The sequence below is a fragment of the Umezakia ovalisporum Ak1311 genome, from assembly GCF_029891685.1.
GTDB lineage: Bacteria > Cyanobacteriota > Cyanobacteriia > Cyanobacteriales > Nostocaceae > Umezakia > Umezakia ovalisporum.
Window position 1 is genome coordinate 39,494 of sequence record NZ_JANQDJ010000027.1, and the last position, 14,953, is coordinate 54,446.

At 41.5% G+C, this 14,953-nt stretch carries 10 protein-coding genes and 1 pseudogene; 5 read left to right on the forward strand and 6 right to left on the reverse strand.

Features of this window, described 5'->3' with window-relative positions:
* Positions 1–10 precede the first annotated feature (10 nt).
* From NWP25_RS03995 to NWP25_RS04010, 4 genes are all read left to right on the forward strand, one after another.
* Positions 11–1,228, forward strand: a complete 1,218-nt coding sequence (locus NWP25_RS03995) for an RNA-guided endonuclease InsQ/TnpB family protein (protein WP_280649597.1) — start codon at positions 11–13, stop codon at positions 1,226–1,228.
* A 217-nt stretch (positions 1,229–1,445) separates the two neighbouring features.
* A complete protein-coding gene (locus NWP25_RS04000; RefSeq protein ID WP_280649598.1) occupies positions 1,446–3,641 on the forward strand; it encodes a PP2C family protein-serine/threonine phosphatase in 2,196 nt (731 codons plus the stop codon).
* A 102-nt stretch (positions 3,642–3,743) separates the two neighbouring features.
* Positions 3,744–5,309 (forward strand): CHAT domain-containing protein, encoded by a 1,566-nt coding sequence (locus tag NWP25_RS04005; RefSeq protein WP_280698907.1) that lies wholly within the window; start codon positions 3,744–3,746, stop codon positions 5,307–5,309.
* 222 nt (positions 5,310–5,531) lie between these two features.
* The gene (locus tag NWP25_RS04010; protein WP_280649600.1) at positions 5,532–6,179 is read left to right on the forward strand and encodes a hypothetical protein; all 648 of its coding nucleotides are present in this window, start codon (positions 5,532–5,534) and stop codon (positions 6,177–6,179) included.
* A gap of 300 nt (positions 6,180–6,479) precedes the next feature.
* On the opposite strand, the gene NWP25_RS04015 is transcribed toward NWP25_RS04010, so the two are convergent.
* The 5 genes and pseudogenes from NWP25_RS04015 to NWP25_RS04035 all read right to left on the reverse strand — a co-directional run bounded on the left by NWP25_RS04015 (position 6,480) and on the right by NWP25_RS04035 (position 11,469).
* Positions 6,480–7,847, reverse strand: a complete 1,368-nt coding sequence (locus NWP25_RS04015) for a PrsW family glutamic-type intramembrane protease (protein WP_280649601.1) — start codon at positions 7,845–7,847, stop codon at positions 6,480–6,482.
* A gap of 456 nt (positions 7,848–8,303) precedes the next feature.
* A pseudogene (locus tag NWP25_RS04020) lies at positions 8,304–8,849 on the reverse strand (DJ-1/PfpI family protein).
* Positions 8,850–8,984: 135 nt separating this feature from the next.
* Complete coding sequence (locus NWP25_RS04025; protein WP_280649602.1) at positions 8,985–9,440, reverse strand: nitrate reductase associated protein; 456 nt, start codon at positions 9,438–9,440, stop codon at positions 8,985–8,987.
* A 49-nt stretch (positions 9,441–9,489) separates the two neighbouring features.
* A complete protein-coding gene (locus tag NWP25_RS04030) occupies positions 9,490–9,942 on the reverse strand; it encodes a phosphate-starvation-inducible PsiE family protein (RefSeq protein ID WP_280649603.1) in 453 nt (150 codons plus the stop codon).
* A gap of 546 nt (positions 9,943–10,488) precedes the next feature.
* Positions 10,489–11,469, reverse strand: a complete 981-nt coding sequence (locus NWP25_RS04035) for an alpha/beta fold hydrolase (RefSeq protein ID WP_280698909.1) — start codon at positions 11,467–11,469, stop codon at positions 10,489–10,491.
* Between the two features lie 232 nt (positions 11,470–11,701).
* Between NWP25_RS04035 and trxB the strand changes: the two genes are divergently transcribed.
* Positions 11,702–12,697, forward strand: coding sequence for a thioredoxin-disulfide reductase (gene trxB / locus NWP25_RS04040; RefSeq protein ID WP_280649605.1), 996 nt, complete (start codon positions 11,702–11,704; stop codon positions 12,695–12,697).
* Between the two features lie 31 nt (positions 12,698–12,728).
* Here trxB and NWP25_RS04045 read toward each other — a convergent pair whose 3' ends face one another.
* Complete coding sequence (locus NWP25_RS04045) at positions 12,729–14,933, reverse strand: molybdopterin oxidoreductase family protein (RefSeq protein ID WP_280649606.1); 2,205 nt, start codon at positions 14,931–14,933, stop codon at positions 12,729–12,731.
* Positions 14,934–14,953: the final 20 nt, after the last annotated feature.

Consider the following 14,953-nt stretch of genomic DNA (forward strand, 5'->3'; position numbering starts at 1 on the left):
GTGATATTGAGTGCTACGGAAAGTCGTTCAAGTTCGTCTATATCCAAATCAAGAGCAACAAACACTATTGGCACGGACCTTTGGCTGTTCTCGCTGGTGGTGGAATTACGCTCTCAATAAGTCGATTGAGTCTTACAAAGAGACAGGTAAAGGACTAGGGCAACTAGCACTCAATGCACTACTACCAAAGCTCAAAAAAGAAAAAGATACACAATGGTTAGCTGACTGTTATAGCCAAGTTTTACAAGCTACAACACTCCATCTCACCACTGCATATAAAAACTTTTTTGATCAACGTGCTGGGTTTCCGAAATTCAAATCCAAGCATGGAAAACAGTCAATTCAGTATCCTCAGAATGTCAGGATTGTCGATGGTAATGTTAAACTTCCAGGGAATATCGGCATAGTCAAAGCCAAAATACATAGACCCATAGAAGGGAAAATTAAGACTGTCACCATTAGCAAAACTCCGTCAGGGAAATATTTAGCATCTATCTTGACTGAAGTAGAAGGTGAACACCCGACTGCGACAGAAGGAAAAATTTATGGTCTTGACTTAGGACTTAAACATTTTGCTGTTGTCACCGACGGTGAAAAGACTTCTAAATATGAAAATCCTCAACATATAGCCAAGCACGAGAAAAACCTCAAGCGCAAACAAAAGAAATTAGCACGTAAACAAAAAGGAAGTAATTCCAGAAACAAGTATGCTCAACTGGTTGCCAAAGTGTACGAACGGATTAGTAACTCTAGGCAAGATTTTCTACATAAACTGAGTCATAAGTTGGTCAGCGATAGTCAAGCTGTCATCGTGGAGAATCTTCATGTCAAAGGCATGGTTCGTAATCAAAATTTGGCCAAAGCAATATCTGATTGTGCATGGGGGATGTTCATTAACTTTTTAGCCTACAAGTTAGAGCGTCAGGGTGGGAAGTTGGTAGAAATTGAGAGGTTCTTCCCCAGTTCCCAGATCTGTTCTCATTGTTTCTATCAAGTGAGTAAAATGCCACTAGATGTCAGAGAGTGGACTTGTCCTCACTGTGGCACTCACCATGATAGCGACGGCAACGCAGCCCAAAACATCAGAACAGAGGGAATCAGGATACTGAAGGCGGATGGTTCAGCCGTCTCTGCTGTAGGAGGGGAGGTAAGACCAAAGATGGGGCGAAAGTCTCATTTGAGGCACTCCCCTGTGAGTACAGAAGCTCCAACTAAGCTGAAGCTATAGTTGGAGTAGTTCACATCTTTACTAGATAATGAAGTAAGGAGTAAGTTATTGGCATAGGTAAATTGATGATTAACATCTGCTGGTAATTGCCAGCTATAATTGTGATGCAAAATCGGATATGTCAAATTCAAAAAAAATTAGCGGTCTCAATTACCGCTACCAATATTGCACTTAAATTGCACTTAAAAACTGCCAATCGCTGATCACCGCGAACACTATGGAAAATGATGCGGCAACGCTCTACTGCCCCAATGAAGCTTGTCTGGCTGCCAACCCCTTGTATCACAAATTTTGCCAGCGATGCTCCACACCTCTACCCAGACGTTACCTCTGGGCTGTAGGAGATGGTCTGAGTGTGGGTAGCCCTGGAGATGTCTTAGCCGATCGCTATTTAGTAATTAGTCAATGTGTTGTTTTAGATAGAAAACCAGGATTATTACCTCAATCACCTGATATAGGTAATTTCAAGGGGATTAAACCATATCTCAGACTAATTGCTTATAGATTAAACGTACCACAGGTATATGGAATACTTCCTCTAACTCAGGGGGACTATCCGCGAGAAATATTACTTCTAGAACAGCCACCTTTGTCCACAGATAGTTCAGGACTACAAGTGCAGCTATGTAGTCAGTTAAATATTGCTTGGCGCAATGCTACATCAATGCGTCAACTTAATTGGCTATGGCAGATGGCTAATTTGTGGCAACCCTTGCAAACGGAAGGTGTGGCTATTAGCTTAATAGACCCTCATATAGTGCGCGTAGAAGGATCATTAGTCCGGTTGTTAGAATTACGTTCTGACACTCCCAAATCCCCAGACTTACCCGATTTAGGTAAATTTTGGCAAACATTGCAATTAGACTCCAAACCAGCCATAGCGGAATTTGTTCACCAAATCAGTAACTTGCTTATTGAAGGCAAAATTAATTCTCCAGAAGTCCTCATTGCAGTTTTAGATCAAGGACTGGCAACATTGGCACGCTCACAAACTACCAGTATTAAAATTGTCACGAAAACAGACACAGGTCCTAGTCGTCAACGTAATGAAGATGCTTGTTATCCCGCCAGTGGCACGGTTGTTAGCAAACCACCACAGGTCACTGAATGTTTAGCTATTGTCTGTGATGGCATTGGCGGGCACCAAGGAGGCAACGTCGCCTCTAATTTAGCTATTGAAACAATTCATCAGCAGGTACAAGAACTAACAATACTTCTTGATCAACACATAGAACCTGCACTCGTCCTGGCTGATTTAGATCGTGCAGTAGCAATTGCCAACGACAAAATTAGCCAACGCAACGACAACGAAAATCGTCAAGCCCGTCAACGTATGGGCACAACCGTAGTCATGGCATTGACTATTGCCCACCAAATGTACATTACTCACGTCGGAGATAGTCGCGCCTACTGGATTACACGGCAAGGCTGTTACCAAGTTACCCTTGATGATGATGTCGCCTCTCGTGAAGTCCGACTCGGCTATGCTATCTATCGTGAAGCCGTGCAACAAGGTGGTGCTGGATCTCTTGTACAAGCTTTAGGAATGAGTCCTAGTCACTCATTACATCCCAGTTCCCAAAGGTTTATCCTTGATGAAGATGCCATTTTTTTACTCACATCCGATGGATTAAGTGATTTTGACCGGATAGAAGATTATTGGGAAACAGAAATATTACCAATTCTGACCGGGGAAGATGATATAGTCCAAGTCGCTGATAAATTGGTGGAACTAGCTAATACCAAAAACGGACATGATAATGTCACGTTGGCTTTAATACACTATAAAATCGAATATTATGAACCAAAATCAACCATAACAGCAGTCATCCCCGATATTTCTGCTCTCATATCTGCAAATACTACAACCACAGCATTAACATCAACATTACTAGACGGTAACAATAACCAAAAAACGAAAGTCATGCCCGAAACTCGGCCCACCACAATCAATAAACTGCCTTTCCATTTAATAGTTCCCTTCTTGTTGGTGATCTTAGCTGGTTCAGGGGGATACTTAATGATGCAATGGCGAGAACAACCAACTGCCAGTAATCCAGTGCTAGAGCGATCACTGAAAGACCTCGCCCCTGGGTGGGTAATTAAAACGGAGCGGGAAATTACTGGTGAGAATCAAAAAACTTTGCCCATAAACCGTTTATTACAAGTAATTGACACGAAACCCAACCCTCAACAGAAATCTCAAGACTTATTAGTACACTTGCGACTTTGTACTGCAAAGACCACAAGTCCAGGAGATCAAAACTTCTGGGTAGAATTGTCTAAACTGGAAAAAGTTAAAGTTTCCGTCTTACCACCAAACCCAGAAAATCCTTGTCCCCCTATTTCCAACCCCACAAGGGTACCAAATCAACTGATAGATTCCAACCAAACTCAGTTAAACACTCGTTAAACTTCTAAAAATCTGAAATAATACAGGTAATAATTAAATAAAAAAATTACCAACAAGTAATTGTTATTCTTGTTGTTTCTCCTTACTTAGTTTAGTGAATCCATGCCATCCCTGAACTTGGCGATCGCCCGTCTCATCAACACTGGCACAAATAACTTCGCCATTTGGGTGGTCAAAGCTCCCTATCCCAGTGGTTATGTTTTACATGACTGTGTTTGGCCAGAGGAACTTACTCAAGTGTGGCAAGAATGGCAGCAAATGTTTGCTGGCCACAGTTGTCTATATATTTCTCCAGATTTAAAGCCCCAGTCAGTTCACCTACTTTCTATCAATTTAGCTTCATCTGCTACAGGACAGACAACTGGTTACAGTAGTCGTCTCATGCAATACTTAGGTATTCATCTCTGGCGCTGGATATTCAATGGGCCAATTCTTGGTAGCCTGGAACGTAGTCGGGGCATAGCTATGGGACAGTATACACGCTTGCGTTTTCGATTAGAAATTCGTGACCCGGATCTAATTGCCTTGCCTTGGGAAATTATGCAACGCGAACCGGGTCAATCGGCTATGTCCCTCTCGCCGGATTTGCTATTTAGTCGCACTACCAGTGAAGTTGAACCCCTACCTGATTTGCGAACCAATCAGGCTGTAAACATATTGTTGGTTTTAGGACATGATGAAAATCTGCAATTAGCAAAAGAAGCCGCTATCTTAGAAAAAATTATTGCCAGTAGCAATTCTCATGGGTCCGCACCCTGTACAGTAAAAACACTCCTGCAACCTACACCACAAGAATTGATTCAAGAGTTAGAAACCGCCGTATATAACGTTTTCTTTTACGCTGGTCATGGATTACCAGGGCCAGATGGAGGATTATTCTTTTTGCGTCCGGCGATGACTCTTAATGGTATAGAATTAGCACAGGTATTAACCCGGAATGGTCTCAAATTAGCAGTTTTTAACGCTTGTTGGGGGGCACAACCCGCCGCTATTAATCACCAAGCCGTTCCCGCCAGCAGTTTGGCAGAAGTGTTAATCCGTCATGGTGTACCTGCGGTTTTGGCAATGCGTGATCAAATTGCAGACCACGAAAGCCACAGTTTTATTCAAGCTTTTACCAAAGCTTTGCGAGGGCGCAAGTCAATTGATGAAGCAGTTGCAGAAGCTAGACAAGAACTCTTAACAATATATAAATTTAATCAAATTGCCTGGACTTTACCTGTTCTTTATCTACATCCAGATTTTGACGGTGAACTGATTAAAAGTTTTGATGAAGGAATTACGGAATTACCAAATACTATCATCCCCAACTTCGACTACCAGGCTCCCAGAGCTTGTTTGCGATCGCTTTCATCAGGAGAACAAACTTGGCTACTACAACCTGGAGTCACCCGCATCGGCCGTACAAAAGACAATGATATTGTCATACCAGAACCTTCTGTTTCTAAACGTCACGCCGAAATTCTCTGCCGCATTACCGTAACTGGTAAAACCGCTATCAGAACTTATTATCTGCAAGATTGTTCTACCTACGGTACAACTTGGTGCTTAGGCGCTAATGGGTGGCAACAAATTCTCCGCGGGGAAGTGATCCTACAATCGGGAATGCAATTAAAGTTTGGCAGTTCTCGAGGTAAGATTTGGCAGTTCATTATTGAAGACACTTAGTCATTGGGTACACAAAAGGTCAAGACAACTTTTTTTGTATTTTTGTCAATCATTAATTACTCCTAAGAAAGTGAGTAAATTTAATACTAAGAGTTAAAATAACTTATTTTCTAATTTCGATAAAGTTAAGTATTTTTTCGATAAGACTAGGTGTTTTGCGGAAATATAATTGGCGCAGTTGTATCTGTCAATATTGGTAAATAATTCACCAGGAAGCAACAAATGAATAATGACATTAACGGCTCAGATAGTTTTTTCACCTTAAAATCTCAGATAGAATTAGAATTGTTAGAGACTTTACTCAAACCAGAGGATGGCACCTATCCTTGGAATCCCGCTAGTGTTGAATCTGAAGCTTATTTTAGTGAATTAGAACGAAAGTTTGCCAAGGAGGATTGGTTAGACGAGGTAATAACTGCAAAATCCCCAGAGTTTTATGAAAAATTAGATAGCCTTTGGTCTCAAGCAGTAAGTAACTCAAATTGCAAAATCGATCCAAATCTATCAGGTGTCGAGCGTTTGCAACTATCTTTAAATTCAGCTTTTGGGCACACTGTACCCCAAAACTGGCTCAACGCCATGGCTAAAAAAGCCAGTGAGATTTTTGGCAAACAAAAGTCCATGAGCGAGCAATTAGCGCAGTGTGTTCAATCTGTATTGCCTGCTTGGGATATAGATGATCTGTTTGTTTTGACGCGTCCCTTTGCCCATGCTATGCGTAGTAGCGAACCCCAAGATGTCACCTCGATTATGAATAAAGTTAAAAATCTAGATTGGGTAACACTATCAGAAGTTGAGCAAGCAAAGATTAGTGTAGCAATAGCTGACTATGCTTTCAGGCAATTAAACAGCTTTTACTCCCAAGACTGACCAGAATGTTTCACCTTTGCTGCCATCCCAAGCTTAAGCTTGTTTAAAATTACAAAGCCTTTGCTTTGGCGAGCATAGTATAACCATAGATTGCTTTCCAGATCACTTTCATCTATCGCCAGATAGAGAACAAAATTTCCATCCCTTAAATAGTGTCCCTTGAGATTTTGGTAAAATTTAAAACAGCTTTGCAACAAAGTATAAAAAGTATAAATATATGTAGAGACGCTTGTTTAACGTCTCTACGAGAATTTTCACATGATCCAAAATCCGATTCATACCTCAAATCAGCAACATCCCTTATTTAGGGGCGATAAACCGGGTAGCAAAATTTTGCGATCGCGTTGGTGACAATACCCGTGCTTTGAGGATTGCTGCCATCAAGAAGGCATAAGATACAACACCAACTACAACTAACAGTAAAGCATTAATAGATCCTATAGCATTCCATAAAGCGTGCAACGCCGAAGCACTCAGATAACCAATCGAGAGAATCTGCCAACTCATCCGAGGCTTGAGCACAGCCAACCCGATAAAATACCCCAAATAGCCACTGTAAGCCATATGTCCAGCTACAGATCCTAAAATGCGTGGAATGAGCAATTGAAACCCTGCCAATTGACCAGCAGCCCCTATCCCCACCTGTTGAGTAATTTGTGGCACATATTGTCCCAAAGTTTCCAACAAAGTAAAGCCTATAGCTGAAGCCGTGCCCAAAAGAATACCATCCAAAGGCTCCCAAATGCCGATGCGTTCCCGCCAAGGAGAAGTTAAACTGCGACCGATGAAATATGCGCCGATTAAAGGTAACGCCTTGAGTAATTCCTCCATCAACCCTGCACCAAAGAACATTCTTACCAGCAATTCTGTGAACGTAGTAGGTTCGTTAGGTGCAGGTAAATTACCGGGTAAAATCACCCGAAATAGGAAGATAAGAAAATTCAACAAAGGACTGAGCAAAATCAAGGTTGTACTCAATGCTGTTCCCACTAGCACCCACCAAGGTTTCTCTTTACCGCAAAGTTGGTAAACAAAATAGTAAGCAGCTGATGCTATGTAAGTTGCCACTATCACTTGATTTGCTTGGGGGTGACCGACTGTGGCAAACATTAACACTACAAATATCACAGTCAGTATTCCTGGTATTAGGTAAGCTTTACGAGTTAAATCCTTACCAGTAGAAATAATCGGAAACAGTTGGGTAAAACTCACTGAATCCGGCTGTTTTAAATGAGTATGACCATTATTTTTAGAAGCTGATGGTAGCGGTTTGATTTGTTTTGTCGCCACTGTGGGCTGAGAAATTAAGTCATACTCAAAAATAAATTGCGGCCCATCAGAACCCATAGAAATGCGATCGCCTGCATGCAATTCCTGACATTCAGTCAAGCATTTTCCATTTAAAAAAGTGCCATTGGCGCTATTTAAATCACAAACTATCCAGGTAAATTGGCCATCCTTCGATGAGGAGAGGGGACGAACCACAGCATGACGGCGAGATACCATGCGATATTTCATAGCATCCAAGACAACTTGGCAAGTGGGGTCGCGTCCAATTACTACCTCCTTACTAGTTAGCAGCGAGTACCGAGATTCTGAGCCAAAAGATGCTGCATTACCAGACACTAGCCGCAGGAATGCATTATGTCTTGTGTTTTTGCCTGTCATCGAGTTAGAGTTTCTTTACAAACAAATTCATCAAAAATACTCTGGCATTAGGACTTAACCTGAGCCACACCAACAGCAGCATTGCTAAATACACTATAGCTTTACTTACAGCCAACAAATTTAAAATTTGCTCATTCAGAATTTAATAAACTTACCTAACTTAAGAGTGACAAGTATTCTAGATAGCAAAAAAAATCTTCTGCTTTACCAATCACTCATATTAGTTAGAGTCTATAGTCTGATATTTCTGACAAGTCACAGCAAAATCAAGACACTCTAATTAATTAAATAACAGTAGTATATGCCACATTTACTTCAATTGAACATCTGTACAATTACTTTTTACTGCTGACGATTTTCTAATTCTATATAAACTTTTGTGGAGATACAGCATTAGAAATATTCTAGTTGATGAGTTAATCAATTGGATGCTGTACTTGCAGAAACATTGATTCTTTATCTGAAGGTAGTCAACTCTGGATGTTCAACCTTTGTTCCCAATACTTGCAAAAATTCTGCTAACCACCGGGGATGAGCTGGCCAAGCCGGATCTGTCACCAAGTTACCATCAACTATTGCTTCATCAACAGAAATATTTACGTACACACCGCCAGCAGTACGAATGTCTGGGCTACAAGCATGGTAACTAGTACAGACCTTACCTTGCAAGACATCAGCCGCGGCCAATATTTGTAAACCCTGGCAAATGGCAGCAATAGGCTTATTACCTTGGGCAAAATAACGAGTTATTTCTAACACTCGTTCATTCAAGCGGATATATTCTGGCGCTCGTCCTCCAGGAATCACTAAAGCATCATAGGTTGCAACTTCTACTTCTACAAATGTGGCATTTAACGTAAAGTTATGACCAGGTTTTTAACTGTAAGTCTGGTCACCTTCAAAATCATGAACTGCTGTTCGCACTTGGTCACCAGCTTTCTTGTTTGGGCAAACAGCATCAACAGTGTGTCCCACCATTTGCAAAGCCTGGAAAGGAACCATCACTTCCTAGTCTTCTACATAGTCGCCAACAAGCATCAAAATTTTTTTCGCAGCCATGTTTTGATGTCCTCACATATTGCTTAAATTGTAACTTCGGTAACATTCTTTAGTTTTTTGCTAACCAATAAAATATAATCATGCCAGGAGATGAAATTCTGCTATTGCCCTAGAAAAGTTTTTATTTTCATGTCCTGGACTGCTGAGTTTGATCAAAGCAAAACGTTGTAGGGGAGTTAAAGCAGCCCACTGTTGCAACGTCAGGGTAAAATCCATTTCTTGAGCTTTTTCCTGGACACTAGCTGGCACACTTCCAGAATCCATCCATAAAGGAGCAGGTTCGATGGGTAGTTTTGCAGCTGGGCTACCCGTGCGTTCAAAAATTAGCTGCTGGACATAGTCTTGGTAAGCTTGAATTTCCGTTACCGTCCTACAAGGTAATTCTACTAAAGCTGAACGCTCATCTTGACTCATTTGATGCCAACCAGATAATTTCAACTTAATACCACATGTATCTAACTTGTGGCGCACCTGCATAGGTATACAGCGTAGGGAATCTACAAAATCTGCTTCAAATGCAAAAAAATATGTCATAAAATAAGTTCAATACAAGCTGATGGAAGATTTGGGTCTAACGCTGTAATTAATGTCTGATATTACTGCTACGAATAATCCAATAACTAATGGATAAAGCTAAGACTGCAACTCCTAAACCAATGACATCAACACCATTTGTTTTTCCTAAATCAAGAATAATAATTTTACGCCCTACTGCAATTAAAGCAGTAACAATGACTAACTCAACTTGAACAACGTGTTTTCTCAGATAGGCAGTGATATTTTCTAATATTTCCAAAGCAATTAAAACATTTAAAAATAAGCCAAAAATCGTAAATAATGTTTGATTGAACCTTAAATAAGGACTAGTAAATAGTTCATTAATGAGGTAAAATATTAAATCAAATATAGCAACTATAACTACAATTACCATTGCTACTGACAACAGCTTAGACACAAGCACCTCAAAATTTTCTATGAGGTGCATAAAACCTTCGTCCTTAGCAAATTTGCCGATTTTTCTGAGTAGATGTTTCATTTACTATAATTATCAGAAGATGGAAACTATATCAATTCTTGGGTATTAGCTATTAATATAAACAGGTAATCACCAGTATATAATAAGCGTGGTGGCAAATCATCCAAAAATAATTGCCATATAGACATCAAACCATACACAGTGGCTAACAGCGTAGAACTTTGACATCGTTCCCACCCTATAGAGAAATAGGGATGCCAAGAATTACTCTACTTGGTTGTCTTGGTTTTTCCCGTTGGACTTACGCTCACCGCATCAGATTGAGGGGCTTTCGTGACTTAACATCGCTCCCAAAGCTCTGGTCGCTAAATGTTAAATTTCAAAATCAGATGTCATATTTTAATATATGGAGGCCATCTAAAAATAATTGTCGTCAAAAAAATACCCACCACCAAGTCAAAGTACAGACAATAGGAGCGGAGGGGTTAAAAAAGGTTTAAACCACTTCTCAGGATTTGGGCAAACAAAGAGCTAGAATGTTGTGTAACAAACTTAGTTTCTCAGTCATGCCCAACATAAATAATCGTTTTTAAGCTTTATTTAAAGTTATACCGAAATAGAAATGGTACCTGCTCCATTAACAGTGGCACTTTCAGACTGTTTTGACTCTAGTAAAGGTAAAAACTTACGAATTAGTCCAATGGTGACACCAGGAAGTTCTAGTTGGGGAGTCAAGCCTACATCCTCGAGATGACAGAAAATCCGAACTGCTTGTGGGTTCATTTCCGCCAAGCGTCCACCGACATCTGGCCCGGTATATTCTGATTTTTGTCCCCAGATGATTGCAGTGGGCACAGTCAGCCGAGTAATATATTGGGATAAATCAAAAGCTAAATCTCCACGAACAAAAGCCAAAGCTGCGTACTCTGCATTAAACTGTTGAGCAGATTGTTGATAAGCCTGGACAATTTCAGGATAAACCCGTGAAGCACGAGCAAATTGGCGTTGTTCCAAGAAACTGCGAATTCCAAAACCGCTAGCAACTCCAGACAAATATAATAAGCGGTCAAAAACGGGGACTTTAACTACCTGAGCGGCCATGCTACGACTGTAATCTTGTCCAAATTCTGCCAAGCCTGCTGGCGTGGTTAAAATTAAAGACTTAAACAAATCTGGACGCTCAATGGCGGCGCAAATAGCAAAAGCGGCTGTTAACCCAGAAGCAATGGCAGTTATGGGGAAATTGCAGGTTTTTTCTACAAATTCAATGATGTTGCGAATATAATCCTCAATTCGATAATTACGGGCTGGATGGTCAGACCTTCCCCAACCAATTAAATCTGGTGCAATAATGTGGTAGTCTACGGCAAACGCTGGATAAACTTTAGACCACTCGTAAGCAGAAGACCCACCACCAAAAGCGTGTAGGAATACTAAAGTGCCATTGCCTTGGGCACTGCCATCGGCGCAATTGCTTGATGCTTCAATAGTCAAATTAGACCACGGTTTCCCAACAGGAGCGTAATAAACCACTCTGCCTAATGTGGTCATGACACATTTCTCACCAAACCCTGGGGGTAAAAACATAAAATTTTACCTCATGATGCTTTATTATTTCCATCGTGGTTACTCCATCTAGTAATTAGCATCATTCTCTAGGTGCATATTAGGTAGTGTGAAGTACCCCATACGGATATTAGATACTCTTGCAAAGGAGGGAGGGAAAGCCCGTTGAGTATTGATAGTTTGGAACGGTGACCCTTAAAGAATAAAGTTCAAATTTACTTACTCTCAAAGGTGTTGAGAGAGAAAACTAAAAATGAATGTTGTCAATTCCGAGCATCGTCAAGTAATTATTATCGGTGCTGGTTCAGCAGGATTAACAGGTGCTATTTATGCTGCAAGGGCTAACCTCAACCCACTGGTAATTAGGGGGCCAGAACCGGGGGGTCAACTAGCCACAACCACAGAGGTGGAAAATTATCCGGGTTTTGTCAATGGAATTCTTGGCCCTGAATTGATGCAGCATTTTGAAGCACAAGCATCTCGCTTTGGTGCAGAGTTGCGTTATGGCATGATTACATCTGTAGATTTTTCACAACGACCATTTCAGCTCTTCTTTGATCATGAAAAGACCTTGCTCGCTGATGCTGTGATTGTTGCTACTGGTGCTAGTCCTAACTACCTGGGATTAGATAACGAAAAAAGGCTATTGGGTCATGGTGTGTCATCCTGTGCTACCTGTGATGCAGCTTTTTTTCGAGGACGGGAAGTTGCAATTGTCGGAGGTGGGGATACAGCAATAGAAGATGCGATTTTCTTAACGCGGTTTTGTGCCAAAGTTTATGTCATTCACCGACGGGACAGATTGCGTGCTGCCAAAATTTTACAGGCGCGTGCTTTTGCCAAAGAAAAGATCGGCTTTATTTGGAATACATTGGTGGAAGATATTTTAGGAGAAAACGAAGTAGAGGCAGTACTCCTGAAAAATATAGAAACTCAAGAGATATATACGCTACCCATAGCAGGTTTATTTGTGGCTATCGGTTATCGGCCAAATACAAAAATTTTCCAGGGATGGCTGGATATGGACAGTAAAGGATATATTCGTACTCTTTGTGGTTCAACACATACAAATATTCCTGGTGTGTTTGCTAGTGGTGATGCTCAAGACTATGTGTATAGACAAGCCGCCACTGCTGTAGGAACTGGCTGTATGGCGGCTATTGACGCTGAACGTTGGTTGGAGTCTCAACATCAGGTTTCAGTTTCCCGGGGGGATAAATGGGGTAAATTAGCTGACTCTCAAGAGTAAGGGCCGGAATGACCCAGATGGAAGAAGAAACCTAGGGCATAACAGAGTGATAGGAGGTTTGCAAAACACCTTCTTTTTCTATCAACTCTGGATTGAATGGGGTTAGCTGTACAGCGCAAGCTTTTAATTCTGGTTGCAGAGAATCAGGACAACACTCGCCGTGGGTAAGGCTATTAGCTTCAGCATGATCTGCCCATAAAGCACCCCAATGCATAGGAATAAATACTGTACCGGGTGCGATGGCTTGAGTAATTTTAGCAGGAAAGAAAGCTTGACCACGACGCGATCGCACCTTCACCAACTGATGGTCACCAATACCCAAAGCCCCAGCATCTCGGGGATTAATTTCCATAAAAGGTTCCGGGTGCATAGTGCGTAACTTTTCAATTCGCCCGGTGCGAGTTTGGGTGTGCCAATGTCCGTAAAGTCGCCCAGTAGTCAAAACAAAGGGATAATCAGGATCAGGAGGTTCAGCCAAACCCCGAGAAAAGTAAGCTCCAAATCGCGCTCGTCCGTCTGGAGTGTGGAAGCGTAAATCAGTGTAAAGGCGCTGAGAAGAAAAATTAGACTTTCCAGACCTCACCTGAGGATAAGGCCATTGAGTAGGGCCTTGGATTTGTAATTGTTCGTGACTCATACCAGTCATATCACAAGGGCGATGGCCTGTTAACTTCACAAACTCCGCATAAACTTGAGAAGAATTACTAAAAGTAAATTGTTTCTCAAAACCCAACCTGCAACCAACCTCAGCAAAAATTTCCCAATCCGCCCTTGCTTCCTGGGGAGGTTGACGAAAAGCACGACACAAACTCACTCTTCTTTCCGAATTAGTCATCACCCCAGTTTTCTCACCCCACTGAGCCGCAGGAAGAACAACGTGAGCATAAGCAGAAGTTTCCGTAGGGAAATAAGCATCTTGGTAAATTGTGAAAGGCGATCGCATTAAAGCCTTCTTGGTTCTTTCCAAATCTGGCATACTCACAGCCGGATTAGTAGCCGCAATCCACAGCAAACCCACAGAACCATTTTCCAAACCAGTAATCATATCCCCAGCAGTAAGACCAGGATAGGGAGAAATCTGACCAGGTTTTAGTTTCCAAAAATCCTCAATTTCAGCTCGGTGTTGGGGATTTTTCACCGAGCGATAACCAGGTAATAAATGAGCCAAACCCCCGGCTTCCCTTCCACCCATTGCATTCGGCTGACCCGTGAGAGAAAAAGGCCCATTTCCTGGTTTACCAATTTGTCCAGTCATCAAATGTAAATTAATGATTGTTCTGACCTTAGCTGTACCCTCAGTTGATTGATTAACACCCATTGACCACAAAGAAAGCACACGTTCAGATTCACCCCAATATTTAGCTGCGGTTTCTAAATCTTCAACGCTAATACCACATTGACGAGCCGCAACGTCCGGAGGGTAATGACGAATGACCTCAGCATACTCTGAAAAATTGCTAGTGCAATCATCAATAAAACCGACATCAATATACTGCCAACGCATCAACAAATGAGCGATACCATTCATCAAATCAATATCAGTCCCCGGACGAATAGCCAAATGTAAATCAGCAGCCTCCGCAGTAGGTGTGCGCCGAGGATCTACAACAATCATTTTCACGTGGGAATTTTTCTTATGATATTTTGCTAACCTATTAAAAATGATGGGGTGACATTCCGCAGCATTACTACCAATTAAGAATGCACAATCAGTTAATTCCAAATCTTCATAACAGCAAGGAGGTCCATCCGAGCCAAAACTTTGCACATATCCAGACACGGCGCTAGACATACACAAGCGGGAATTAGCATCAAAATTATTACAACCCAAACAACCCTTCAGCAGTTTTTGGGCTACATAGTAATCTTCAGTGAGAAACTGACCAGAACCATACATACAAATGGCATCAGCGCCTTGGATGCTGCGTACCAATTGAATACGTTGAGTAATTTTCTCCAAAGCTTCATCCCAACTCACCCGACGAAACTCTTGCTCTAAAGAATCTCGCATCATTGGGTAATGTAATCTATTTTTATCTAAAGATTCCGCAACAGTGGCACCCTTAACACAAACCATCCCCTGACTCGATGGATGAGCTTTATCACCCCGTACCCGCCAAATAGGATTTCCTTGATTATCTTGATTAGTTGCTTTTGCCACTTGCGCTGGCGGGGAAACTTCCAGTCCACAGCCCACACCACAATAAGGACAAAGAGTTTTAGTAAATGCACTCATAGTTATTTAATAGAGACTAG

Coding starts and splice junctions, on each gene's coding strand:
- NWP25_RS04000 (WP_280649598.1), top strand. CDS start 1,446: ATGGAAAATGATGCGGCAACGCTCTACTGCCCCAATGAAGCTTGTCTG.
- NWP25_RS04005 (WP_280698907.1), top strand. CDS start 3,744: ATGCCATCCCTGAACTTGGCGATCGCCCGTCTCATCAACACTGGCACA.
- NWP25_RS04010 (WP_280649600.1), top strand. CDS start 5,532: ATGAATAATGACATTAACGGCTCAGATAGTTTTTTCACCTTAAAATCT.
- NWP25_RS04015 (WP_280649601.1), bottom strand. CDS start 7,847: ATGACAGGCAAAAACACAAGACATAATGCATTCCTGCGGCTAGTGTCT.
- NWP25_RS04025 (WP_280649602.1), bottom strand. CDS start 9,440: ATGACATATTTTTTTGCATTTGAAGCAGATTTTGTAGATTCCCTACGC.
- NWP25_RS04030 (WP_280649603.1), bottom strand. CDS start 9,942: ATGAAACATCTACTCAGAAAAATCGGCAAATTTGCTAAGGACGAAGGT.
- NWP25_RS04035 (WP_280698909.1), bottom strand. CDS start 11,469: ATGTTTTTACCCCCAGGGTTTGGTGAGAAATGTGTCATGACCACATTA.
- trxB (WP_280649605.1), top strand. CDS start 11,702: ATGAATGTTGTCAATTCCGAGCATCGTCAAGTAATTATTATCGGTGCT.
- NWP25_RS04045 (WP_280649606.1), bottom strand. CDS start 14,933: ATGAGTGCATTTACTAAAACTCTTTGTCCTTATTGTGGTGTGGGCTGT.